22 protein-coding genes and 10 tRNA genes are annotated in these 24,869 nt (G+C 43.9%); 25 read left to right on the top strand and 7 right to left on the bottom strand.

All coding sequences use genetic code 11. From position 1 onward, the window contains the following. Positions 1-564: a SecY-interacting protein gene (gene syd, locus ACMXYW_RS06080; protein WP_415905595.1), complete on the bottom strand. Its 564-nt coding sequence runs from the start codon at positions 562-564 to the stop codon at positions 1-3. A gap of 322 nt (positions 565-886) precedes the next feature. Between syd and ACMXYW_RS06085 the strand changes: the two genes are divergently transcribed. From ACMXYW_RS06085 to ACMXYW_RS06190, 22 genes are all read left to right on the top strand, one after another. Then, a tRNA-Asp gene (locus tag ACMXYW_RS06085) sits at positions 887-963 on the top strand. 34 nt (positions 964-997) lie between these two features. Then, positions 998-1,073, top strand: a tRNA-Val gene (locus ACMXYW_RS06090). A 35-nt stretch (positions 1,074-1,108) separates the two neighbouring features. Further along, positions 1,109-1,185: transfer RNA gene (locus ACMXYW_RS06095), tRNA-Asp, on the top strand. A gap of 34 nt (positions 1,186-1,219) precedes the next feature. Continuing rightward, positions 1,220-1,295: transfer RNA gene (locus tag ACMXYW_RS06100), tRNA-Val, on the top strand. 35 nt (positions 1,296-1,330) lie between these two features. Next, positions 1,331-1,407, top strand: a tRNA-Asp gene (locus ACMXYW_RS06105). Between the two features lie 34 nt (positions 1,408-1,441). After that, positions 1,442-1,517 (top strand) — tRNA-Val (locus tag ACMXYW_RS06110). A 35-nt stretch (positions 1,518-1,552) separates the two neighbouring features. Then, positions 1,553-1,629: transfer RNA gene (locus ACMXYW_RS06115), tRNA-Asp, on the top strand. 34 nt (positions 1,630-1,663) lie between these two features. Further along, a tRNA-Val gene (locus ACMXYW_RS06120) sits at positions 1,664-1,739 on the top strand. Between the two features lie 114 nt (positions 1,740-1,853). Continuing rightward, positions 1,854-1,930, top strand: a tRNA-Asp gene (locus ACMXYW_RS06125). A 67-nt stretch (positions 1,931-1,997) separates the two neighbouring features. After that, positions 1,998-2,073 (top strand) — tRNA-Val (locus ACMXYW_RS06130). A 184-nt stretch (positions 2,074-2,257) separates the two neighbouring features. Continuing rightward, positions 2,258-3,181: a diguanylate cyclase gene (locus tag ACMXYW_RS06135; RefSeq protein WP_415905596.1), complete on the top strand. Its 924-nt coding sequence runs from the start codon at positions 2,258-2,260 to the stop codon at positions 3,179-3,181. A gap of 191 nt (positions 3,182-3,372) precedes the next feature. Then, complete coding sequence (locus tag ACMXYW_RS06140) at positions 3,373-4,272, top strand: 1-aminocyclopropane-1-carboxylate deaminase/D-cysteine desulfhydrase (RefSeq protein WP_415905597.1); 900 nt, start codon at positions 3,373-3,375, stop codon at positions 4,270-4,272. Positions 4,273-4,383: 111 nt separating this feature from the next. Then, positions 4,384-5,265, top strand: a complete 882-nt coding sequence (locus ACMXYW_RS06145; protein ID WP_415884155.1) for an NAD(+) kinase — start codon at positions 4,384-4,386, stop codon at positions 5,263-5,265. Position 5,266: 1 nt separating this feature from the next. Next, positions 5,267-6,247 carry a metallophosphoesterase gene (locus ACMXYW_RS06150; RefSeq protein ID WP_415905598.1) on the top strand — a complete coding sequence of 327 codons (981 nt, stop codon included), beginning with the start codon at positions 5,267-5,269 and terminating at the stop codon, positions 6,245-6,247. Next, positions 6,247-7,101: a rhomboid family intramembrane serine protease gene (locus ACMXYW_RS06155; RefSeq protein WP_415905599.1), complete on the top strand. Its 855-nt coding sequence runs from the start codon at positions 6,247-6,249 to the stop codon at positions 7,099-7,101. The genes ACMXYW_RS06150 and ACMXYW_RS06155 overlap by 1 nt, the downstream gene beginning before the upstream one ends. 3 nt (positions 7,102-7,104) lie before the next feature. Then, positions 7,105-7,980: an alpha/beta fold hydrolase gene (locus ACMXYW_RS06160; RefSeq protein ID WP_415898578.1), complete on the top strand. Its 876-nt coding sequence runs from the start codon at positions 7,105-7,107 to the stop codon at positions 7,978-7,980. Between the two features lie 58 nt (positions 7,981-8,038). Next, the gene (locus tag ACMXYW_RS06165; RefSeq protein ID WP_415884159.1) at positions 8,039-8,311 is read left to right on the top strand and encodes a YeaC family protein; all 273 of its coding nucleotides are present in this window, start codon (positions 8,039-8,041) and stop codon (positions 8,309-8,311) included. Next, the gene (locus ACMXYW_RS06170; RefSeq protein ID WP_415905600.1) at positions 8,311-9,141 is read left to right on the top strand and encodes a DUF2797 domain-containing protein; all 831 of its coding nucleotides are present in this window, start codon (positions 8,311-8,313) and stop codon (positions 9,139-9,141) included. Before ACMXYW_RS06165 ends, ACMXYW_RS06170 begins: the two co-directional genes overlap by 1 nt. Before the next feature lie 19 nt (positions 9,142-9,160). Further along, complete coding sequence (gene pepN / locus ACMXYW_RS06175; protein WP_415905601.1) at positions 9,161-11,785, top strand: aminopeptidase N; 2,625 nt, start codon at positions 9,161-9,163, stop codon at positions 11,783-11,785. A 141-nt stretch (positions 11,786-11,926) separates the two neighbouring features. After that, positions 11,927-12,322 (top strand): hypothetical protein, encoded by a 396-nt coding sequence (locus ACMXYW_RS06180; RefSeq protein WP_415905602.1) that lies wholly within the window; start codon positions 11,927-11,929, stop codon positions 12,320-12,322. Positions 12,323-12,416: 94 nt separating this feature from the next. Further along, positions 12,417-13,016, top strand: a complete 600-nt coding sequence (locus ACMXYW_RS06185; protein ID WP_415905603.1) for an HAD family hydrolase — start codon at positions 12,417-12,419, stop codon at positions 13,014-13,016. Positions 13,017-13,217: 201 nt separating this feature from the next. Next, positions 13,218-13,772 carry a hemerythrin domain-containing protein gene (locus ACMXYW_RS06190; RefSeq protein WP_415905604.1) on the top strand — a complete coding sequence of 185 codons (555 nt, stop codon included), beginning with the start codon at positions 13,218-13,220 and terminating at the stop codon, positions 13,770-13,772. 65 nt (positions 13,773-13,837) lie between these two features. Here the strand turns inward: ACMXYW_RS06190 and ACMXYW_RS06195 are convergent, their stop codons facing one another. Together ACMXYW_RS06195 and ACMXYW_RS06200 are read right to left on the bottom strand one after the other, a co-directional pair. Further along, positions 13,838-14,971 (bottom strand): DUF484 family protein, encoded by a 1,134-nt coding sequence (locus ACMXYW_RS06195; protein WP_415905605.1) that lies wholly within the window; start codon positions 14,969-14,971, stop codon positions 13,838-13,840. A gap of 99 nt (positions 14,972-15,070) precedes the next feature. Beyond that, positions 15,071-15,694: a riboflavin synthase subunit alpha gene (locus ACMXYW_RS06200; RefSeq protein ID WP_415905606.1), complete on the bottom strand. Its 624-nt coding sequence runs from the start codon at positions 15,692-15,694 to the stop codon at positions 15,071-15,073. Between the two features lie 152 nt (positions 15,695-15,846). Between ACMXYW_RS06200 and ACMXYW_RS06205 the strand changes: the two genes are divergently transcribed. Beyond that, positions 15,847-16,743 carry a TIGR01777 family oxidoreductase gene (locus ACMXYW_RS06205; RefSeq protein WP_415905607.1) on the top strand — a complete coding sequence of 299 codons (897 nt, stop codon included), beginning with the start codon at positions 15,847-15,849 and terminating at the stop codon, positions 16,741-16,743. A 9-nt stretch (positions 16,744-16,752) separates the two neighbouring features. Here the strand turns inward: ACMXYW_RS06205 and ACMXYW_RS06210 are convergent, their stop codons facing one another. Further along, the gene (locus tag ACMXYW_RS06210) at positions 16,753-17,181 is read right to left on the bottom strand and encodes a GFA family protein (protein WP_415905608.1); all 429 of its coding nucleotides are present in this window, start codon (positions 17,179-17,181) and stop codon (positions 16,753-16,755) included. A gap of 11 nt (positions 17,182-17,192) precedes the next feature. Beyond that, entirely contained in the window at positions 17,193-17,675 is a 483-nt protein-coding gene (locus ACMXYW_RS06215) for an Lrp/AsnC family transcriptional regulator (RefSeq protein WP_415884169.1), read from the bottom strand. 481 nt (positions 17,676-18,156) lie between these two features. On the opposite strand from ACMXYW_RS06215, the gene aceE reads away from it, so the two are divergent. Both aceE and ACMXYW_RS06225 read left to right on the top strand, forming a co-directional pair. After that, positions 18,157-20,832 (top strand): pyruvate dehydrogenase (acetyl-transferring), homodimeric type, encoded by a 2,676-nt coding sequence (gene aceE, locus ACMXYW_RS06220; RefSeq protein WP_415905609.1) that lies wholly within the window; start codon positions 18,157-18,159, stop codon positions 20,830-20,832. 55 nt (positions 20,833-20,887) lie between these two features. Then, complete coding sequence (locus ACMXYW_RS06225) at positions 20,888-22,183, top strand: 2-oxo acid dehydrogenase subunit E2 (RefSeq protein ID WP_415905610.1); 1,296 nt, start codon at positions 20,888-20,890, stop codon at positions 22,181-22,183. A gap of 65 nt (positions 22,184-22,248) precedes the next feature. Here ACMXYW_RS06225 and ACMXYW_RS06230 read toward each other — a convergent pair whose 3' ends face one another. Both ACMXYW_RS06230 and ACMXYW_RS06235 read right to left on the bottom strand, forming a co-directional pair. Then, positions 22,249-23,103 carry an ion channel gene (locus ACMXYW_RS06230; RefSeq protein WP_415898569.1) on the bottom strand — a complete coding sequence of 285 codons (855 nt, stop codon included), beginning with the start codon at positions 23,101-23,103 and terminating at the stop codon, positions 22,249-22,251. A gap of 31 nt (positions 23,104-23,134) precedes the next feature. After that, on the bottom strand, positions 23,135-24,781 hold the full coding sequence (locus tag ACMXYW_RS06235) for a BatD family protein (protein WP_415905611.1): 1,647 nt from the start codon (positions 24,779-24,781) through the stop codon (positions 23,135-23,137). Between the last annotated feature and the right edge of the window lie 88 nt (positions 24,782-24,869).

Here is a 24,869-nt window from a genome sequence, read left to right on the forward strand (position 1 = left end):
TTACTCCGTATCAGGAATTAGACGGGGGGTTAATGAATTAAGAAAGTCGGCTAAGTTGTCAGCCAGCTTTCTGATAGGCGGTTTGCCTGGGCGCTCTAACCAGACCTCTCCACTAAAATTATCTACACTGATAAAAAAGTCTTCATCTGGTTCCGGGCAGGCAATAAAAAAGGTCAGAGGTCTTTTTTGTTGACGTTTAGAAAGTGCGTGGCCAATTAGATTGCTGCGTAAGCGCTCCATATCTTCATCATTCCAAACTTGTATCAGGCTGAGATCGCCATCACTGCAGCTAGCTGGTAGTGGATCTGACCAATAGCGACAGTAGTAATCGATAATGTCTGGATGAATGGATTCTTCAAGAGCCTCCTCTAATCGAGTAAACATATCGCTTGGGGTCGTCTGTAGAGTTGGCCACCAAGATACCGTAACTCCATCTTTAGCTTGGGTAGCGTAGCACTCTGAAGGCCAATCTGAATTGAACCGGATGAGAGGGTGCTGCGCCTGCATGGCATTAAGCTTCTCCATAAAACTATCTAAAGCTGAAACGGTAGGGGAGGCTGGCATATAACACTCTCTATATAAATCGCTGGTCAGTGAACGATTCTAACTTAATTCAAGGATGTGGAAATAACTTTATAAGTAAGAGAATCGTATTTGTTGGGAAAAGCGAGTAGTTATTAAGTTGATATGTGTAGGATGATTTTTGAACAGTTTAATGGAACATACTGTTTTGCTTTGATTTATTCTAACTTACTGATTTTGTACAAAGAATGTGCAATCAAAAAGAATGAAATTTTTTTTGTTTAAACGTTTGACATGGGGAACAAAACCCGTAAAATTCGCACTCCGTTTGGGGCAGTAAGTAACTGTCTCGGATGAGGAATGTGGAGCGGTAGTTCAGTTGGTTAGAATACCTGCCTGTCACGCAGGGGGTCGCGGGTTCGAGTCCCGTCCGTTCCGCCACTATCTTTAAGAGCTTAGATAGTGATTATTTAGTGGGCGTGTAGCTCAGTTGGGAGAGCGTCGCCCTTACAAGGCGAATGTCGGGAGTTCGAGCCTCTCCACGCCCACCACTAAATAAAGCCCCGGTCGCGGTACGAGACAATGTGGAGCGGTAGTTCAGTTGGTTAGAATACCTGCCTGTCACGCAGGGGGTCGCGGGTTCGAGTCCCGTCCGTTCCGCCACTATCTTTAAGAGCTTAGATAGTGATTATTTAGTGGGCGTGTAGCTCAGTTGGGAGAGCGTCGCCCTTACAAGGCGAATGTCGGGAGTTCGAGCCTCTCCACGCCCACCACTAAATAAAGCCCCGGTCGCGGTACGAGACAATGTGGAGCGGTAGTTCAGTTGGTTAGAATACCTGCCTGTCACGCAGGGGGTCGCGGGTTCGAGTCCCGTCCGTTCCGCCACTATCTTTAAGAGCTTAGATAGTGATTATTTAGTGGGCGTGTAGCTCAGTTGGGAGAGCGTCGCCCTTACAAGGCGAATGTCGGGAGTTCGAGCCTCTCCACGCCCACCACTAAATAAAGCCCCGGTCGCGGTACGAGACAATGTGGAGCGGTAGTTCAGTTGGTTAGAATACCTGCCTGTCACGCAGGGGGTCGCGGGTTCGAGTCCCGTCCGTTCCGCCACTATCTTTAAGAGCTTAGATAGTGACTATTTAGTGGGCGTGTAGCTCAGTTGGGAGAGCGTCGCCCTTACAAGGCGAATGTCGGGAGTTCGAGCCTCTCCACGCCCACCACTAAATAAAGCCCCGGTCGCGGTACGAGACAATGTGGAGCGGTATTCATTTGTGGATATCTGGCTGTCACTCCAAGGAGAGTGAGGGTCGCGGGTTCGAGTCCCGTGTTATTGTGGAGCGGTAGTTCAGTTGGTTAGAATACCTGCCTGTCACGCAGGGGGTCGCGGGTTCGAGTCCCGTCCGTTCCGCCATTTATGCCTCATGGGTAACTTCTCTTTCGAAGCGCTGAAGGAGTCGTAAACCAGCCATCTGCTTAGTGGGCGTGTAGCTCAGTTGGGAGAGCGTCGCCCTTACAAGGCGAATGTCGGGAGTTCGAGCCTCTCCACGCCCACCACTAAGTACCTTCCTTATATGAGTTATATTTCCTAAATATTAAATTTATCTACCAAGACTTTTGAGTTGTTTACTTAAAGGCTGTATCTGTTACCCTTTCGGCTTGTAAGCATATGTGCTTGCAGCGTAAATAACGCTAAAAATCAGTTTCCTGGAATAAAAATAAAAGAGATGGGAATACCTCAGTGAATAATGTGGATGAAACCGTGCTTGTATCACTCTGTCCTGACCCAGTTATAGGGGTTGATGGCTCAGGGGTTGTTCAGTTGTTTAATGCAGCAGCTGAGAAGCTTTTGGGTTATTCGGCTGATGAAGTTATTGGAAAAGTTAGTATCGCATCTATCTATCCGAGCTTAGAAGAAGCGAAAGAGATTAAGCGACTTTTGCTCTCTGAGTCTTATGGCAAGCCTGGAAGTATAGAAGGTTATGAAGCGAAGCTTGCCTGTAAAGATGGAGCGGTTGTTCCGATTCGTTTATCTGCTGCGATTGTTGATCAAGATGAGGGTGGCAGTATTGGTTTCTTTCATGATTTGACCGAACGTCAAAGTTTAGAGCAGCAATTGCACAAGCTTTCTGTCACTGATGAGTTAACAGGGCTTTTTAACCAGCGGCATTTTTACACCGTGATGGCGCAAGAGTTAGATCGTGCTAAGCGTTATAAGCATCCTTTAAGCTTAATCTGTTTTGATCTGGATAATTTTAAAAAGGTAAATGATTCCCTTGGTCACCTAGAAGGTGATCGTGTCTTAAGGCTTATTGGCGATATTCTTCGAGAAACTTTGCGAGCATCGGATGTTGCTGTTCGCTATGGTGGCGATGAATTTATGGTGCTGTTACCTGAGACTGATATTGATGCGGCAGCTAAAACGGCTGAGCGCATTCGTGTAATGTTTAATTCGAAATGCTCATTTAGTGTTGATCAGGATATCGAGTCGTTGATTAAGGTTTCAGTTAGTCTTGGCGTGACCGAGACGAATGGAATGGAGAATCCAGATCAAATTGTGCAAAGAGCAGATCTGGCCATGTATGAGTCTAAGAGTTTGGGTGGGAATAGTACCTTCCTGATTAAGCAGCATATAGGTAATTTGGTTCAAACCGATAGTGCTTAAAATTGATAGCCTAGATGATGCTGTTATTGTTCTTCAGCATCATCTAGACATTCATCGTCTTCATATTCATCAATGTTTAGCAATAGCAATTCTTCAATATAATCTTCCACGTTTTTCTTCCTCTATTATTTAACTTTCTCTTAAAGTACTTCATATATATTTCAATTATGTTGCAGTGCTGATTAATTAAAATGCTACTCCAAAATCCCGTGCTACCCATTCAACTTTTAGAAACCGATGAAACTATTCAGGCGGGAGTTAGGCTACATCTGCTTCGTTTGGATCTGACTGATGAAATAGTCAGTGGTAACAAATGGTTTAAGTTGAAGTACAACCTTCAGCATGCGCTAGAAAAGAGTTACTCGTCCGTCCTAAGTTTTGGTGGGGCGTATTCTAATCATATCCATGCCTTAGCTAAGGCAGGGGCTTTGCTTGGGATAAAAACAGTTGGCGTGATTCGAGGGGAACCTGAATATGCAGATAATCCAACTCTAAAGGATGCGAAAGCATGGGGGATGGAGTTGTGCTTTGTTAATCGGCAAGAATATCGTCAGCGGCATGATTCCGAATACCTTGGGACTTTAAAGGCGCGCTTTTCTAACCCTTTGATCGTGCCGGAAGGGGGTAGTAATAAATTTGCTGTGCAGGGCGCACGAGAAATAATCACGCCTGAGATCATAGCTAAGGTTAATCCTGATCAAATTGTGCTGGCTTGTGGTACAGGTGGGACCTTAGCTGGTGTTGCTTTATCTGTTCCTGATATTCCGGTTTTAGGTATACCGGTGCTGAAAAAGGCAGATTTTCTGTTTTCTGATATTGAAAACCTTATGACTGAATCGGGTGCAGATCTTACTGATAACTGGGATTTAGATCTGGAAGGGCATGGTGGTGGCTATGCTAAAGTGTCTAATGATCTGATAGCTTTCATGGATTTTATGCTGAAAGAGCATCAGCTCCCCCTAGATCAGATTTATACTGCAAAAATGCTTAGTCACCTGTTGAAGAGAATTGAGCGTGGTGATTACGCAGAGGGAAGTACTATTTTGGCTATTCATACCGGTGGTCTGCAAGGAGCCCGAAGTCTAGGTTAAGCTTGATTAGCGCCAAATTGCGGTTTTGGTCATAAAGAATCATTGAAAAGAATCTGAAAAATCAGTTAGATAGAATCTGGTTTTTCATACAAACGTTAATCCGGAGAGATAATGGATTACTTTCGTAATATTGGTCTAATTGGGCGTTTAGGTAGTAAATCAGTTATAGATACACTTAAGCACCTTATTCGCTTTTTAGGTGATCGCGGTCTTAATACGATAATTGATGAGCGAATCGCTGAAGTTATGCCGGGTCATGGCCAGCAGACCAGTACGCAGAAGATGATGGGCGAAATATGTGACTTAGTCATTGTTGTCGGTGGTGATGGTAGTCTATTGGGTGCAGCTCGTTCCCTTGCTCAATACCATGTTCCAGTGCTGGGTGTGAACCGTGGCAATCTTGGCTTCCTAACCGATATCTCTCCAAATGAAATTGAAGAAAAAGTTGGCGAAGTACTGGAAGGTAAGTACACCGTTGATAGTCGTTTTTTGCTAGATGTCATCGTTAAGCGTGATGGCGTTCCTATTGGTGAGGCTACTGCACTTAATGACTGTGTGTTGCACCCAGGTAAAGCAGCGCGAATGATTGAATTTGAACTGTATATTGAAGGGCAGTTTGTTTACACGCAAAAATCCGATGGCTTGATCATCTCTACGCCAACAGGTTCTACTGCTTATTCGCTATCTGGTGGCGGTCCAATTATGCACCCGAAGTTAGATGCTTTGGTACTGGTGCCTATGTTCCCCCATACGCTTTCTAGCCGTCCGATCGTGGTTAATGGTAATAGTGAGCTGAAGTTGGTTATTAGCCCTAATAATGGTGCCTACCCAACCGTATCTTGTGATGGTCAAAAAGATATTAGCTGTGCACCAGGGGATACGATTACGGTTCATAAAAAACCCCATAAACTGAAACTGTTACACCCACTCAATTATGACTTCTACAGTACCTGCCGAGAGAAACTTGGTTGGGGTACTAAGCTCGGAGATTGATGTGACTGATCAGTTTAAAGGCTACGATCTGGTTGGTGATGTCCATGGCTGCGGCCTTAGCTTAGAGCTTTTGTTAAGCAAGTTAGGTTACAGCAAAAAGGATGGTGTCTACTGCCACCCAGAGCGCCAGATGATCTTTTTAGGCGACATCGTTGATCGCGGTCCTAGAATCCGTGAGTCTCTACATATTGTTTACGATATGGTGCAATTGGGCGCTGCTCAGATTGTTATGGGGAACCATGAATTTAACTTTTTGAGTTACTGTACTGAGGGGCATGAGGGCAGTGGTCTTAGCTATCTACGTGAGCATAGTCCACGTCACCATCGTATTCTTGCTGAAACCCTAGAGCAGTTTGCCGATTACCCTGAAGAGCAAGAGATGTTCTTGCAGTGGATTCGAGAGATGCCTATTTATCTAGAGTTCGAGCATTTCCGTGTTGTGCATGCTTGTTGGCATCAAAAGTTAATTGATCGGTTCGAGGGTGAATACCCGAATCATATTATCGATGATCGTTTTCTACACCGTTCATCTAAACGTGGCACCTTTGAATGGGCGCTGACTGATCGCTTGTTGCGCGGGACACACTTAAGCTTGCCTGATGGTGAGGTCATGGTGAGTAAAGACGGCTATCGCAGACGCTTCTTTAGAACCAAATTTTGGTCTGCTGAGCCGGAATATTATGCAGATGTTGTGTTTCAGCCGGATCCGTTGCCGGAGCATATAGCTCGTTTGAAATTAACTAAGCAGGACCATAATGATCTTCTCTATTACGGTCCAGAAGAGAAGATGTTATTTATTGGTCACTATTGGCGGGAAGGGGTTCCTGAACCTATAACACCTAATATCGCATGTTTAGATTACAGTGCGGTTAAATACGGTAAGTTGGTTGCATATCGATTGGATGATGAAAAAACTATTCAGCCTGACAAATTTGTATGGGTTGATGTAAGAACCGAAATCGCCGATGAGTTGGGTCTCTAATGATTAAGGTGCTTTCTGTACCCTTAGGTGAAGATCTCACAGAGTTTACCCAAATCCTATGGCGTTACGAGGTGCCGCATAGGGTTGTAGAGCTCGAGCATACTCAAGAGGTTTGGATTGCGGTTGGTGTCGAGCCTGCTCAGATTGTGGCGCTCTATGAAAAGTGTCGTCGTGGTGAGAGCCTTGAAGGCTTTGTTTTAGCGATCCCTCGAGCAGTTGGTCAGACTGATCTTTTATCTCAAGTTAAACAGGCTTGGATGAGCTGTTTGTTGATTGCTAGCAGTTTATTACTGACATTCTTAATCTCCTTTGGTGACAATTTAGAATGGCTGCGCTTATTCACGATTGCAGACATTGTTCAAAAAGATGGCAGTCTCTACAGTTCTGGTTTGGAAGGTACGCTAGAGTCATTTGAAGTATGGCGTTTTATTACGCCTATCTTTCTGCACTTTAGTGAGCTGCATATTGCGTTTAACGCCCTTTGGATCTGGATCGTGGGTAGCAGGATTGAGATCTATCAAGGCCGTGTAACTTTGTGTCTATTAATCCTGTTTTCCGGCGTTATCTCTAACATTGCGCAATATCATGATGCAGGGCCAATGTTTGGTGGTTTATCAGGCGTTGTTTTTGCCTTCCTTGGCTATGCGTGGTTGTGGGATAAAACCCAGTCTGATCATCGAATTGGCCTGCCGCAGAGTATTATGGGCTTCTTAATCTTCTGGCTAGTACTTGGTTATGCTGGTGTTCTAGAAGCACTGCAATTAGGCGCTATCGCGAATACCGCGCACTTGGTGGGTTTGCTGGCTGGTTTAGCGTTTATCCCGTTTGGAAAGCTTTTGGCTACTAGGAGATAACAAGTGGATCCTGTTTCACTGTCATTAGATCTTAACCATCGTTATCAAGGGCAGTGTGATCGACTTAACCAATTGCCAGAGTGTAATGTCACTGGTCGATATCAAGCCACCTCCTTAGGGCCTATCTGGGTGATGGAGGCTGGGCCTGAAGATGCGCCGCGATTAATCGCTCTGCATGGCTTACATACACCTGCACCGTTTAACCTCGAGCTGCTATGGCCTCTGACTAAGCATTTTCGAGTAATTTCGCCTGATATTCCTGGGCAAGCAGGTAAAACTCCAGGTATTGCGCCAGTGCCTTCCAATAGTGCCTATGCCATGTGGCTCGATCAGCTTTTGGATGCTTTGGGTGTTGAGCAAGCACCTATGGTAGGGCTCTCGTTTGGTGGAGCGGTTTTACTTGATTTGGCTGCTTACAAGCCTGAGCGTATATCTGCTGCATCTTTGATTGTACCAGCGGGTTTTTCTCGGCCCTTGTGGCGGCCATTGAAAAAGCTGATTCTGCCTTTTATTGGCTTTAAAATTCATACCGACCAGCCGCATTTTGATCAGCTAATGAAACCGTTGATGGAAGATAACTGGCCTGAATTGGAACAGTATTATTATTCGACGTTTCAAGCGGGTATTCCTATGACGTTGATACCGCCGGGGCCATTTTCAAAAGCAGAGCTGTCCAGATTTAAATCGCCTGTACAGATTTTCAGTGCAAGTGAAGATATCTATTTCGATCCGGATCAGTTAGCTGAGCAAGCAAGAGCGACTCTGGCAAACCTAAAACAGTTAAAAGAACTCGAAGATCTACATATCCCTTGTGAAGAGAATAGACGTTTGATTCAAGAGCAAGTGGTCGCATTTATGCGGAATGAAATAGGGATGTGATAGACTTTGTAGATTCCAAATCAGGTGGTGAGACCTGATAAAAAGTAAGAGATTGATGATGACATACGAACAACTAATTCAAGCAATGACCCCTGATATGCATAAATCCCTTAAGCGTGCAGTGGAGTTGGGGAAATGGCCTGATGGACGTAAGTTAACGCCAGAACAACGTGATATCTGTATGCGTGCCGTTGTTGCTTATGACTTAGAGCACAAGCCAGAAGAAGAACGAGTTGGATATATTGATCGTACAAAACAAGACGGTTCTCAGCATGGTAAAGACCCACTGGCAGCCGATACGATTAAAATTCTGACTGACGATAAAAATTAATGCAGATTCTAGCGCAGGGTGCGCTACAAAAAATGCGCACCGAACTAACACCTGAAGGCGTTGTTTACAAATTACCTGTAGGTGACCAGGAAGTGCCAATGAATGAGCTCATTGGTAAACCTATCTCCTTAGAATACAAGGGTGCGATCAATTGCACTCATTGTGGGCGTAAAACTAACAAAAGCTTTAACCAAGGTTTCTGTTACCCTTGCTTTAAAAGTCTCCCTCAATGTGATCAATGCATAGTTAAACCTGAACTTTGCCATTTCCATGAAGGCACTTGCCGTGATGCCGGTTGGGGTGAGCAGTTTTGCTTCCAAGACCATTACGTTTATCTAGCTAACTCATCGGGTGTAAAAGTTGGTATTACCCGTGGGACTCAAATTCCAACACGTTGGATGGATCAAGGTGCTATTCAAGCGTTGCCGATTCTGAAAGTAGCGACGCGACTACAGTCGGGCAAGGTTGAGCGCCTACTTGGCGAGCATGTGGCGGATAAAACTAACTGGCGCAAAATGCTTAAGAATGAAGTTGAGTCTTTAACGCTTGCTGAGATTCGTGATCAGCTTTTTGAAAAATGTAGCGAAGGTTTAGCGGAACTCGAACAGACTTTTGGTATCCAAGCTATTCAGCGTTTGCCAGATGCTGAACAGATAGAGATCAACTACCCTGTGTTGAATTACCCGACAAAAGTAACATCGTTTAATTTTGATAAAACGGCCGAAGTATCTGGCGTTTTGCAGGGGATAAAAGGGCAGTACCTGATCTTAGATACTGGCGTTATCAATATGCGTAAATTCACAGCGTATCAGGTCTCTGTATCTGCCTGATAACTGACTAGGTGAAATCATGTCTCAAGAACCCACTGTTATTTACCTGAAAGACTATAAAGTTCCATCTTATCTGATAGAAACCACCGACCTGCGTTTTCAATTGTTTGAGCAGGAAACTCTGGTTACAGCAGAATTAAAAATCAGCAGAAACCCTAAGTGTGAGGACTCAGCTCCGAAGCTAGTGTTGTTCGGGCACCCAGAGCTAGAGTTATTGAATCTTTCGATCGATGGTGTTGAACACGTTGATTATCAGCGAGAAGGTGAAGAGTTGTTGCTTTCTAATCTGCCAGAAAGCTTCATCTTAAAAACGCTGACAAAAATCCACCCAGAAACGAATACTGCATTAGAAGGTTTGTATAAATCAGACGGTATGTTCTGTACACAGTGTGAGGCCGAAGGTTTCCGCCGTATCACTTTCTATCCAGATCGTCCTGATGTGATGTCTGTCTTCAGCACAATAATTGAAGCTGAAAAACAGGCTTACCCAGTGTTGCTTTCCAATGGTAACTTGGTTGATAAAGGTGAACTTGATGATGGTCGTCATTGGGTAAAATGGGAAGACCCTTTCAGTAAGCCGGCTTATCTTTTTGCGTTAGTAGCAGGCGATCTTCAGCACATTAAAGATACTTTTACGACCTTATCTGGACGTGAAGTTGAATTGCTTATTTATGCTGAGCAGAAAGATCTTAATAAATTAGATTACGCTATGCAGTCCTTGAAAAAGTCGATGGCTTGGGACGAGCAGGTTTACGGCCGCGAGTATGATCTAGATATCTATATGATCGTTGCAGTAGATTTCTTCAATATGGGCGCAATGGAGAATAAAGGTTTAAATATCTTTAACACGTCCTGCGTACTTGCTCACCCAGCTACGACGACTGATATGGGTTTTCAGCGCGTTGAAGGGGTTGTGGCGCATGAATACTTCCATAACTGGTCGGGTAACCGTGTCACTTGTCGTGATTGGTTCCAGTTAAGTTTGAAAGAAGGCTTCACCGTATTCCGCGATGCAGAGTTCTCTGCTGATATGAACTCACGCACAGTGAAACGCGTAGAGGATGTCGGTGTACTGCGTACGGCTCAATTTGCTGAAGATGCAGGCCCAATGGCGCATCCAATCAGACCGGCTTCGTTTATTGAAATTTCTAACTTCTACACCCTGACTATCTATGAAAAGGGCGCAGAAGTTGTGCGTATGATTCACACCTTATTAGGCCCTGAATTATTCCGTAAAGGTTCTGATCTTTATTTCGAACGCCACGATGGCCAAGCGGTGACAACAGAAGAGTTTGTTTCTGCGATGGAAGATGCATCGGGTAAGGATTTATCTCAGTTCCGTAATTGGTACTCTCAAGCAGGTACGCCGGAATTGCATGTTACTGATAGCTTTGATGCATCTACAGGCGATTATCAACTTCATGTTGAGCAGCGTTGCCCAGCGACTCCGGGTCAGGAGGAGAAACTACCATTCCATATCCCATTAGCCCTTGGCTTGCTTGATGAGAATGGTGAGGACCTTGTGTTGGCTAACGGTCAAACTACCGAAGTGCTTAATATCACCGAGGCTAAGCAGACCTTTACCTTTAAAGGCTTAGTGGCGAAGCCAGTGCCTTCGATATTGCGTGGTTTCTCAGCTCCTGTGAAGCTGTTCTACCCGTATCAGCGTGATGAGCTGATGTTCCTGATGGCAAATGACAGTGATGGCTTCAGCCGTTGGGACGCGGCACAAAAGCTTGCTGTGGATATCATGCAAGGCTTAATCGCTGACTATCGTGATGGTAAAACGTTGGAGTTAGATGAGCGTCTAGTGTCAGCGTACAAATCAATTCTGGAAACAGAAGGTTTGGATAAAGCAATGGTCAGCAAGGTGCTAACGCTGCCTTCAGAAGCTTATTTGTCTGAGCTAGCTGATGAGATTGATGTCGATGCTATCTACAACGTACGCAAGTTCGTACGTCAGACATTAGCGGCAGAGCTAGAGGCCACATTGTTGCAGTGTTATCAAGATAATGACCTTGATCTGCAATATTCACCAGATTCTGACTCCATTGCTCGTCGAAGCCTGAAAAATCTATGTTTATCTTATCTAACTTCCTTAGATAAACCTGAGTATTTGGAGCTTGCGCAAGCTCAATATGCTAAGTCGGATAACATGACCGATATGCAGGCGGCACTGGTGCAAGTGGCCCACTCTGAAAATGACAAGGCAGCTCAAGATTTATTGGATGATTTCTATGATCGTTGGAAGGATGAGAGCTTAGTGGTCAACATCTGGCTGTCTATCCAAGCCTCTAATCCAAAAGAGCAAGCGATAGATCGTGTTAAAGCATTGATGGAGCATCCGGCATTTGACGCTAAAAACCCGAACAAGTTGCGTTCTCTTATCTCTGTATTCTGTGCTCAGAACCCAGTTAATTTCCATGCGAAAGATGGCTCGGGTTACCAGTTCTTGGCTGATCGAATTATTGAGCTAAATGCTCAAAATCCGCAAGTAGCATCCAGAATGGTGACGCCATTGAGTCGTTGGAAGAAATATGACAAAGTGCGTCAAGTGCTTATGCTTAAAGAGCTAGAGCGCATTCGAGACAGTGGGAATCTATCAAAAGATGTCTTCGAAGTGGTGAGTAAAAGCTTGGCGTAAAAAAAATTGCAATATACGCCTTTAGCCGGGGGGACGGATGCGTTTACCTCGGCTATACTCGCTTAGGAATAAAGCTGAACATGCGTTATCTTGTTTAGCGCTATAACAAATAATAAAGATACGTTTTACCAAGGAAGCAACATGTCTAAATTACTATCTACTGAAGATAAATTCGACATCCAACAAAATTTCCGTCGCTACATGCGTTTGAAAGATAGTCATGAATCATCTACTGATGCCTACAAAAATGCCAAAGCTAACCGCATTTGGATTGCCGGCATTGTGTTAATGTTATTTGCGCTAGCGTCTGAATTTTTCCTCGGTGCAGCAGCAGGTCTGTTTGGTGTTTATTTTTACAATGTAATCACTAGTTGGTTAGACGCAAATGCGAGTGATGAAAGTTTGGAAGAGCTTGATCGTTGGTTCTCTACTAAGAGCCTTAAGTTTGAAGGTCGTATTCTTTACTTCAAACAAGATGATCTATTGGAAAACCCACTAGATCCATTTAACGAAGCTTGCTACGCAGTTGCAGAATAAAATCTGATCCAGATTTACTCTTAGGGTCGTAGAATGCCGAAAAGTGAAAGCTTTTCGGCATTTTTATTTGTGAGAAGTCATTTGTGAGGAAGAGTTGTTAGATCTAAAAGAAAAGCGTGCTTGGATATTTGATCTTGATGGCACTTTAACTCAACCGGTTCATGATTTTGAACTGATTCGCCAGAAACTAGGTATAGATCCTAGTGATGATATTCTTGAATGTATTAAGCGTCAGCCCCCAGAGCGACAGCGATGGATGAATGCTGAACTTGATATTCTTGAAAGGGAATATGCATCCCAAGCAGCTCCTGCTGAGGGCGTGCTTGATTGCCTAGAAGCACTAGCAGCTGCGGATTGCCAGATGGGGATTCTTACCCGTAATACCCACGAATTAGCATTATTATCTTTAAAGGCGATTGGTGCGGATACATTCTTCGAAAAGGTACATGTGCTGGGTCGTGAAGACAGTCAGCCCAAGCCATCTCCTGAAGGTATTCATATTCTTTTAAAACTGTGGGCATTGCCAAACCATTCAGGCGTAATGGTGGGGGATTTTCATCTGGATCTGTTGTCAGGGCGTGCAGCCGGTGTAAGTACTGTACATGTTGATCCGAAAGATCGTCACTGGCCGGAAGATACAGATATCAGAGTTAAAAACCTGCCTGAGTTAACATCTTTACTGACCTTTGTTTGAGTTTTCGTCCTGTTAATTTTTCTTTTAGGCAATGGATTTTTATCTGAAGCTACCCCTTTGAAGCTAAAGGTAAAAATTTCAGTTTAAAAAATAAGTACGTTACCCTCCCGATTTAATTCCAGATTTGCTTGATCTTTGTCAAAGGCCTTTTCCCTTGATTGTCTATATTGGGTTATTGGACCAAACTTTTGAGGTGTAAGTATGACGATATTAGCCGAGCTACATCAGGATCATGTAAATCTTAATAAGCTATTAGTAATCTTGCGTCAGAAAGTGAATCAGCTTAAAGCAGGGCAGCAGCCTAATTTCAGTCTTATGGCTGATCTGATTGACTATATCTCTAATTATGCGGACGGCCACCATCATCCCCGCGAAGATAAAATGTACAAATGTTTGGCCGATCGGAATCCCGAATTGGATAAGCACCTATTTAACTGTGCTAAAGACCATGAAGCTTTAAAGAGTTCCAGCCTTCAATTGAAAGAGGCTGTAGATGGTATTTTGCATGACTCAGTGATGCCAATGGATGAATTTGCTGGCCTGTTAGATGATTTTGTCTCGCTACAAATGGCTCATCTCAACTTCGAAGAAGGTCAATTGTTCCCTATGATTCAAGAATCGGTGAGCGAAAAAGAGTTAGAGATGATTGAAAAGCAGCTTCCGAAGCAAGAAGATCCGCTTTTTGGGGAAGTTCAAGCTCGCGAATATACAGCGCTATATAAAGAGCTTATGTTGGAAATGAACGAGGCATGCTAATCCGTACCGGCTGGACTCAGGGAGGGGCTTTGGTTTCTCTCTGATTACGGAGGTATTCTATGGAATTAGTTAAGAGCTTGGCTTATATCGATCTGTGGCTCTTGAAACTGAGTAAAAGAGACTTGGTCACGGCCACTATGTTTGGATTCATAGACCGCCTTATCCGCTGATTGAATCAGTTGATAGGCAATAGTATTCAGGCTTTCTTTGGGATAGTTAGCCGGCGTGCAGAGAGATACGCCGACAGATGTTGTCATCCTAAATGGCTTGGCATTTTCATCGCGGAAAATAAGACGAGAAAGTTTCTGTCTCAATGTATCTGCTATTTCCATCGCCCGCGCTTTATCACAATTTGGTAGCAGCACCGCGAACTCTTCCCCACCATAGCGCGCAATAATATCCGTTTTACGTAGCTGTTTACCTAAGAATAAACCTACCGTTCTTAAAACACGGTCACCGGTTTGATGGCCGTAGGTGTCGTTAACCACTTTAAAGTGGTCTAGATCCATAAACAAACAGGCTAAAGAGTGGTTGGCGCGGCTTGCACGGGATAGCTCTCGAACTATCTCTTGATCAAACGAGCGACGATTATGCACTTTTGTCAGCATATCAATGCTGCTTAATCGATGCAGGTTTTCTTGGTTAATGCAGTTTTCGATACAAACAGAAATTACAGAAGCTAAGTGCTGAATATAGTCGTAGCGAACATGTTGGGTATATCGACTCGCATCTGCGCTACCTAAATGTAGGCTGCCGATTAGGCAATTTTGGCGAATTAGTGGCAATAGTGCGCAGGACTCTATTGGGTTATCTGCTACAGGGAAAGCTTCTCTGCGCACAGCTTCGCTCGGCGCACCCACAATGAGCTTATGATTAGGGTAGAGCGATTTAAGCAAGCGCTGGCTCTGAACAAACCGTAACGTATTGCCTGGAGGTGGCGGTACATAATCGTCTAGCAGAGTGCGTGCAGCATGTTCCGGATCGAATAGGATGAGATTTACATTGCTCAGTTTAAAGAGGTCTTTAAACTCAATCAGCATTAAATCGAGTAATTCAGATAAACGAGCGCATGAGAGAAGGCGAATCTCCACATCAAAAAAGCTATTCAGGACACTCTCATTGCGCTCAGCCTTGCTTAACATTAAACGAAGGGTGCGCTTGAGCTCCTGATTTTCCTTTTCTAGCTCGTTTAAACTCATAGTTCGCCTTTAATAGGATCCGTTAAAGGGTTATCGGCACTTAACTTAAACTATAAAGTTTTTTTTTAACATTTTTGTTGAGAAATATTAATGACAATTTTATTTAGTTTTTAATAAGTTATGGCTGTTCATATATTGTTCTACTGTTTCCACAACCGCTTGCGTATGGGCATCAATTTCCATATTAACCCTGCTGCCTTCGCCTAAGTCTCCAAAGGTTGTAACCGCTAAGGTTTCTGGGATGAGGTAAACGTTGAACAGATTATCCTGTTTTTCACCGATGGTTAGGCTGCAGCCGTTAAGTCCGATAAAACCTTTGGCAAATATATAGCGTTGAAATTCTGGGGCCGCTTCAAACCATACAATCCAGTTGTTCTCAGGCTTTTCGATTTTGGCAATTTTTACTTGCTGGTGGATGTGACCTGAAAGTAGGTGGCCACCGATTTCATCACCAAATTTAGCGGCACGTTCAAAGTTAACCTGATCACCTGGAGCGAGGTCGCCTAGATTGGTTAATTTAAGTGTTTCCATAATCAGGTCGAAGCTGATTAAGTTATTCTCAAATGCGACAACGGTTAGGCAGGTACCGTTTAAAGCGATGCTGGCGCCAATTTGCAGATTGTCACAATGCTCTAAAGGAAGCTCTACTTGCAGCCGCATAAAATCGGCTTTAGTTTCAACAGCTTTGATTGTCGCTTTACCTTGAACAATTCCAGTAAACATCGGTGCACTCTTATAAATTTGCTAATCTAAATACTGCAATGCATCGTAACAACAATAGAGTTCTACTGCAGCGACTAAATGACTTTTCGCTGTAATTGTTATAAGCATCGAATAACAGCTAGATGATTGGTCCAATCCTTAAGGAAAAAGGTATGAAAATTTTAGTGACGGGTGGAACAGGTTTTATCGGTAAACATCTTATCGAAGCTCGATTAGAAGAAGGAGACGAGGTGGTATGCTGGAGTCGGAACCCTTCTAAAGTTGCGGAATTGTTTCAAGGAAGAGTTGAAGCGCTGCGAGATCTACCTCCACAGGATGAATTAGCGGTAGATGCTGTTATCAATTTGGCTGGGGAGCCTATTGCCGATCAGAAGTGGTCTGAAGATCGTAAACAGCTTCTGCGAGCGAGTCGCATCGATCTAACCCATGAGCTCGTTGGGTGGATCGAAGCACAAACGGTAAAACCGAAGGCCCTTATTAGTGGGTCAGCCATAGGTTATTATGGTTGTCATGGCGACGATAAAAAACTTGGCGAAGAAAGCCTGCCTAATAGAGGGTTTACGCATACACTTTGTGCTGATTGGGAAGCTGAAGCGCTAAAGGCTGAAGCCTTTGGAGTCAGGGTATGCCTTATTCGAACAGGGGTGGTACTCGGTGATGGTGGTGCATTAAGCAAGATGTTACTGCCATTTAAACTCGGGCTAGGTGGACCGATTGCTAGTGGCAAACAATGGATGTCATGGATACATATTGATGATGAGATTGAAATCATCTCTATGTTATTAACCCATGATCAGCTCTCGGGCCCGTTTAATTTAACTTCACCTAATGCTGCAACGAATGCAGAGTTTTCTAAGACCTTAGGTAAGACCTTAGGGCGCCCTGCTTTTATGCCAATGCCAGGATTTGTTATCAATCTAATGCTGGGTGAGGGCGCTGAGTTGTTGGTGGAAGGTCAGCGAGTTTATCCGGAAAAGCTTGAAGAAATCGGTTATAAGTTTCACTATCCTGAGCTTTCTGGGGCGATGTATTCAGCCGTAAATTTTTAGCTAGTGCTTCTAGCTTTCTCTGCCTTCAGGAAATTGTGGTAAATCATCTGCGATTTCGTACCAATCGGCTTTATAGCTGCAATAGATATGGCTATCTGGTTTAACGGTAATTTCGCTATCCAGCGTTCCTAAAGTGAATTCAATATGAGTCCCGTCATCATTGATAGGCGCAAAGGTTAAACTAGAACCGCATTCGGAACAGAACTGTCGTTTGGTGCCATTAGGCGCAGTATACGTTTTAAGTAACTCTCCACCTTGTAGCCACTTAAAATTCTCTACCTTAGCGACTCCATAAGTACCGAATGCCGCGCCATGGCATTTACGACACATACTACAATGGCAATGCGCCATCTTCGGTTGTAAGTTAGAGACCTCGTATTTGATACCACCGCATAAACACTGACCAGTGAGTTTTGTTGTATCTGAATTTGTCGACATAAATTATGGCCTTAGCTAATGTGGGATAAAGGAAGTTCGGTACGGCTCACGATTTGGCGCATAACGAAGCTCGTTCTAATACTGCTTACCCCTTCTATCTGATTAAGTTCTTTCAGAAGGAACTTCTCATAATAGGACATATCTGGCATGAGTACTTTTAAGATGTAATCAGCCGCGCTACCTGTGATCAATGCGCACTCTACGACCTCTTCATAACTGGCAATAATGCGCTCAAAATTGTCTAAGATTTCGGGTTTTTGTTTATCCAGGCAGACATGGATATAAACACTCATGGGCAGGCCTACGGCATTCTTATTCAGCAGCGTTACTTGCTTTTCAATAATACCGGCGTCTTCTAATTGCTTAACTCTGCGCGCACAAGGAGAAGGGGATAGGTTGACCTTTTCAGCCAGTTCTAAATTGCTGATATCTCCATTCTTTTGAATCTCTTCCAAAATTTGCTGGTCGATTCGGTCTAATTTTTTGCTTGGCATAATTTCCTGCGGCTATTTTAGAAACTAGTGATGCTTGCTAATGATTGGATAAATTCCGCATTAAAAGAGCAATGATCAGAGGTGTTTTAACTATCCTAACGATTATGATTGAGCCTTTCTAGCGATGGTTCCAGAACGCAAATTTTCGCCCTTTAAGATGTAGACACCTGCAGATGGTTTGTTTGCTTCCTTTATCCGTATAAAAAACGTTTAACTAACATATTAAGTTCGATGTTGGCTATTTGTGCCAATTTATCCTCATTTATTGGCTTTTGTCTCTAGGTATTGAGTTAAATTGTGATTTTTTTGAGAACTTTCACTAAGGGCTTGCTGCTAATTTATTTACACCAAACTTGCTTGGGCAATTCACCCCCCTAGCCAGAGTTCAATTCACAAGATTGATGCAGCTTGTCCTAATCCGGGACGTTTGGGATTCCATAAGAATCCCCTTTTTATAGATTCTTAGTCCTTGGAAATTCCTATGAACAATTTAAATAAAGCTATTGAAGCCTTAGGTGACGATGAGCGAAATCAAGAAAACAGAGAGTGGATTGATGCGCTAGACGATGTGATGGCAGAACAAGGTTCTCAGCGTGGTCGTGACATCATTCGTATCTTACAGAATTCGTTGTTTAAACAGGGTATTCACACAACAGAAGCCACGTTGAATACACCTTATCGGAATACGATACCTGTGAATGAGCAACGTAGCTACCCTGGAAATAGAGAGCTAGAACAGAAGCTTGAAAACATTATCCGTTGGAATGCTCTTGCGATGGTGGTCAAGGCGAATGATCAAGGTACAGGCGTTGGTGGGCACATTGCGACCTATCAATCCGCAGCCACTATGTTGGAAGTGGGTTTAAACCACTTTTTCAAACAGCACACAGTTGAGTATGGTGGTGATCAGCTATTAGTCCAAGCACATGCTGCTCCAGGTATATATGCGAGAGCGTACCTTGAAGGCCGCCTAACTGACGAGCAGATGGCGAATTTCCGTCGAGAACTCCAACAGGGGGGAGGGTTAAGCTCTTATCCCCATCCGAGACGTATGCCTGACTTTTGGCAGGGACCGACCGCATCGATGGGGCTTTCTACGCCTTCGGCAATCTACCAAGCACGATTTATGAAGTATCTAGAAAATCGTGGTTTGAAAGAGCCAAACGGTGGAAAGATCTGGTGCTTCATTGGTGATGGTGAATCGGATGAGCCCGAAGTGTTAGGGACAATCAACATGGCCAGCCGAGATAACTTAGATAACTTGGTGATGGTGATCAATTGTAATCTGCAGCGCTTGGATGGCCCTGTGCGGGGCAATGGCAAAATTATTCAGGAGCTAGAACGAAGCTATCGTGGTGCTGGTTGGAATGTTATCAAAGTGATCTGGGGCAGTGAATGGGATGAACTGTTCTTACGAGACCGTGATGGCATTTTGCAAGATCGAATGGATAAAGCAGTGGATGGCGATTACCAATATTACACCGTTTCCGATGGCCAGAGTGTGCGCGACCACTGGACGCAAAATGATCCTCTTTTAGAGGAGTTGATGAAGACGCTGAGCGACGAGCAGATCCGCTGTATAAAACGTGGCGGCCAAGATCGACAGAAGATCTTTAGTGCGTTTGATAAAGCCATGGAAAATACAGGTAAGCCAACGGTTATTCTAATGAAAACCGTTAAAGGTGATGGCATGGGGGCGAGTGCTGAAGGGCAAAATACAAGTCATCAGAAAAAGCAGCTAACGGCCGAAGAGCGAATTGAGATTGGTCGTCGTTTTGACATTCCATTGAGTGATGAAGAGCTGGCTGCGGCAAGCTTGTATAAGCCAGACTCAGATAGCCCTGAAATTCAGTACCTTCACAAACAGAGACAAAGGTTAGGTGGTTATCTACCTTCCAGAAATGCGGACTTCGAAAAACTAAGGCTTCCTCCTTTAGCCCTATTTAAAGAGGCAGTATCTGGTACGAAACGTGAGCAATCCACAACGATGGCTTTTGTTCGTATGTTGTCTCATCTTTTAAAAGATCCAGAGATAGGTAAATACATTGTCCCAATCGTACCGGATGAAGCGCGAACTTTTGGTATGGAGTCTCTCTTTAAACAGTTTGGTATCTATTCTTCTGAAGGTCAGAAATATAACCCAGTGGATTCAAGTAGTTTGCTTCCATATAAAGAAGCTAAAGATGGTCAGCTGTTGCAAGAGGGGATCTGCGAGACAGGAGCGATGGCGTCTTTCTTAGCGGCAGGAACCTCCTATGCAAACTACGGAGTGCCAACCATCCCGTTTTATATCTTTTATTCGATCTTCGGTTTCCAACGTGTTGGAGACATGATTTGGGCTTGCGCAGATAGTATGGCGAAAGGCTTCCTTTTAGGAGGTACCGCAGGCAGGACAACGCTAAATGGTGAAGGTCTTCAGCATCAAGATGGTCACTCCCAAGCTATCGCTGCAACAGTACCTAATATGCTCAGTTACGATCCCGCTTTTGCCTACGAGTTAGCGGTGATAATCAAAGATGGTATCGAGCGGATGTATATCAATAATGAAAATATTTTTTATTACATCACCTTGTACAACGAAAACTACTTAATGCCAGCTATGCCTGAGGGGTGTGAAAAGGAGATTCTAAAAGGGATGTATCGCTACGTTAAGAATGAAAACCCTGGGCATAAAGTGCATCTGTTTGGTAGTGGAAGTTTAATGCAGGAGGTTTTAAAAGCCGCTGAGATCTTAGAAGAGTTTGGTTGTAGTACCGATATTTGGAGTGTGACCAGCTATAACCAATTGGTCAGAGATGCATTGGCTGTTGAGCGTGAGAATCTACTGAATCCCGATGCAAATGCTGAGAGCTATCTTCAAATTGCTCTGAAACAAGAACAGGGTGTTTTTGTAACCGTCAGTGACTTTGTTAAATCTTTACCTAATGGCATTGCTCGATGGTTCCCGGAAGATCCCGTTGTATTAGGCACGGATGGTTTCGGATTAAGTGAAAGTCGTCCAACTCTAAGAGATCATTTTGAAGTCGATGCCCGTTTTATCGCTTGGGCAGCCTTATCTCGCCTTTATAGCAAAGGTGTGCTTAGCCGTGAAACGCTAAATAGCGCAAGAGATAAGCTCAAAATTCCTTATGAAAAAGCAGATCCTGCTTGTTTTTGATTTTCTAAGAAATAAAACGTCTTGCAGTTGTCGAGACTAAAAAGCGGTAATAAAGATGGGTTCAGAAGTTGTATCTATGCCAGATATTGATGGATCTGGCGAAGTAGTTGAGTTGTGCGCGGATTTAGGTGCAGAGATCAAAATTGGTCAATCACTGCTAGTGATTGAATCAGATAAAGCGTCTATGGAAGTCCCCTCTAATGTTGAGGGTGTATTGGAGGAATGGCTCCTTGACGTGGGTTCGACGGTTGAAAGTGGAACTTTACTTTGTGCAGTGCTGGAACAAGGAGTAGCGGGTAAAAATGATTATCAAGAGATTGCTAGAGAAGCTAAAGAAGAGACTGAAACAGAGGCACTAAAGCTTGATGCAGGGTGCATTGAAATAAGCAGCGACAATAGAAGCTCTAATGAGCCTGTTAAAAGCGAGCAATTTGCAAAGAGTGCAGTATCCAGTCAGGTGTATTCAGGACCCGCGGCCCGTAAATTGGCCAGAGAGCTCGGTGTTAATCTAGAGGGTATCTCAGGAACAGGCCCACGAGGCCGAATTCTAAAAGAGGACATTAAGGCATTCGTTAAACAAGAACGAGTTCAGAAAACGGCAATGCCGCAATCTTCAGGTATTCCTCAGATACCTGACCAGGATTTTAGTCGCTTTGGTGCCGTTGATGTTAAGGATATGTCTAACATTGCGCGTGCGACTTCAGAGCATATGACGCGATGTTGGTTGAATATTCCCCATGCCACTCTATTTGATGAAGCTGATATCACAGAACTAGAGTCTTTTCGGAAAGGGCTTAAGCCTGAGTCTGTAAATTTAGAGAAAGCGCCAACCATACTGCCATTTATCGTGAAGGTTATTGCTCAAGCCTTACGTAAGTACCCATTGTTTAACAGTTCGTTAAGCAGTGATGGTAAGCAGGTTATCTACAAAAATTATGTAAATATTGGCGTTGCTGTCGATACACCAGCTGGATTGGTTGTACCTGTCATAAAAGGGGCAGATAGCAAAAGTATCTCTGAGTTGACTGTTGAGATAAATGATTTGGCAGTTAAAGCGCGTGAAAGGCAATTAAAGCCAGCGGATATGCAGGGAGGCTGTTTTACTATATCGAGTTTGGGGCCAACGGGTGGAACGGGATTTACACCGATCGTTAATGCTCCAGAAGTCGCCATTTTGGGTGTTGCTAAGGCCAGCATAAAGCCTGTTTGGGATGGACGTGATTTTCAGCCGAGAAAGCAGTTACCACTGAGCTTGTCCTTTGATCATCGGGTAATTAATGGCGGTGATGCGGGTCGCTTTATGGCTTATATCAATAGCGCTATAACTGATATCAGGCAGCTGTTACTTTAAAAGTGACTTGATCGAGCAGTACCGTCATTTGGCACTTCGACAAAACCTAACTTCCTAAGGGCTTCTTAGGAGTTAGGTTTTCTGTCATTGGATGATTGACTTTTTTGGTCGGTGAGTTTATTTAAAGCCTCTAGAGTTCGGTCTAGCTGGTTTTCAATCTTTTCCAGTTTTCTTTCTAAGCCTTCGATACGTTCAATATTACGTTCTTCTTTTTGAGTTAACTCTCTTTCATCCTGTTCAATAAAGAACACGGAGAAACTAGCGGTTAACATGGAGAACATTGCTAATCCCATCAGGATGAGAAGCGAACCAAATATCCTACCTTCAGTTGTCGCGGGCACAAGATCTCCATAGCCTACAGTCGTAACGGTAACCCAAGCCCACCACAGACCATCCAAAGGTGTCTCAAACGCAGGATCAATACCTGAAATAAGTAGCCCAGAAATCACCAAGATGATAAAGCAGATAAAGAGCGTGATGCCTAAGTTATGTCGAGATAAGAGATCACGGGTATCTTTGGAAACGCGTAGAAATATACCGATGGTGAGAGCAAGTCTAAGGGTACGGATTATCCCTGCATAGAAGGTATCAACACCCCAGATAACCGGTAGACCGCCCAGTACAATAAGAGGGCTCATCCAGTTTTGCTTGAGGTATTTGATGCGATCATCAACCAGCCATAGCATCACAAACAGCTCTGACATAAATAATAGCCAGATTAGCCAGTCAGATGCAAAGGAGGTGTAAGCGTTTGAGACACCTTTAGATTGCAAGTACCAGTCGATAAGAATCCATATGGCAGCTAATACCATTGGCCCTTCGAAACGGCGCCCCCAAAGTTTGGCGCGCTCATTCTCTTCTGAAGCGACCCCGCCTAGGCCAACCATACGCATTAAAGCGGTATGTCGAGTGTATTCCATTTAGCGCTCCATGTTACCGGGTATGCATTAGCTAGAGGTTATAGTCCAAACGCTGTTGACCTTCCTTGAGATCTAAGCGTTGTCGAAGCTGTCGAGATCTCACCTTGGAGATGGCATCCAAAATGAGATCCCCTTGCCAATACTCATCTTCTTGACCGTATAAATGTTGCTGTAGATCCATCACCAATAGATTTATCGTTTGGTTATTTGCGTATTCGCAAACGGATTCTAGCGACTGTATTTCAGGTGCAGCCCAAAAGCTTTGAGCCCACTCAACTAAACGCAATTGAGCAACATTGGGATTGTTTTGGTTGCAGGCGATAGAGAAAGCCTGAAACGTGTTTTTCTCTGTTATCTCAAACGCAACCCGCTTTTGTTCCTCTTCAAAGAACGAATGATCAGGTTCTTCTTCAGATTGCTTTTTAATATTTCGCAGATGGTTAAACGTATAGATAAAGGCCAGAGTCGCTGCAATACTGATCCCTGTTAAAATCCAAACTAAAACCGTGATCGAACCAGAGGACCCCTCTTTATCTGATTCAGAGCTGTTGGTAGGGGTAACCGCAGGTGTAACTTCAATTTTCCTCTGGGTGATGGAGGCTGTCTGTCCTTTATCGGCAGCGGTATTCCACCAAGGAATGTCGATTGAAGGCAAGATGATCTCTTTGCTATTGCTAGGTGTAATTTCTAGTTCTTCCACTCGTTGACTGATAACGCCTTGCTCGGTCATGCGTTCTTCTAAAACGACATTAAGCAGGGTGATGGTGGCATTAGGATTTTGTAATGATGCCATCGAGGGTAGAGAAGAAGAGGGTAAACCTTCAGCTTCTAGTTTAATTATCCTTGTTAGCTTGTCAGATTGACTAACCTGATTGAGTTCTTCCAAGTTGTCTTCAATATAGATCGATGTGGCTGGAAGCCATAACTTGCGTGTGTTCTGATTAGCGGGTGGTAATACCGAAAGCAATAGAGGTTCACTATTCAGTTCGACCACTGTGTTGTTCGATAGAGTGGTTGAGAAAAACACCGGGCTAATCTCTACTTCGCCTTCCTGAAGTGGGAACAGAGTATAGCTTGTTTCGGTGACATTATAGTTTTGACCACGTACAACACTGGTATATTGCTTTTGTTCTTCTAACGGCTTGATGATCGCATCAGCTGATTCTGGCGCTGTTAAATTTGCATCCAAAGGTAATGGAGCAAGATGGAAAACCTTCGAGCGTAAAATCGCCTGCCCATTTACGTAAAGTTCATCTTTATCAAGGCTGGATTCTAGAAAGATCGCTCTGCCAGTGCCTTCTGCTAGTTCAGGATTATCATTAGCGGGTAGCACTGAAATTGGCAGTTCTTGACTGGCTTGCTGCCCTACAAAGATAGAAGGAATAACTTGCTCGCCGTCCCTTCGAGGTTTTAGTTGTAGCACCCAACGTGTTTTTGTCGTTACCGATCCTGTGGTATGGCTCGAGACCGTGACTTTGCGTGTGCCAACAATATTAAAGTCTTTTTGTAATTGGCTTAGGTTTGGCCGAGTGACATCTTGCTGGTCAGTTTCTAAGGTCAGCGTGATTTTTTGACCTAAATAGAGGGTGCTTGTATCTAGAGAAGAAGATACTTTAGCTTGAGCTTGAAAAGCAGTGAAAGCCAGTAGAAAGAAAAAGTGAGAAGAAATAAATCGCAATGGAATCCTCGCGCTATCATCGCTGGCTGTAGCTTACAGAGGGTTTGGACTGTAAGTCATAATTATAATTTTCGTTTTATTATGAGTA

It is taken from the genome of Neptuniibacter sp. QD48_55 (genome assembly GCF_047778115.1).
In the GTDB taxonomy this organism is placed as follows: domain Bacteria; phylum Pseudomonadota; class Gammaproteobacteria; order Pseudomonadales; family Balneatricaceae; genus Neptuniibacter.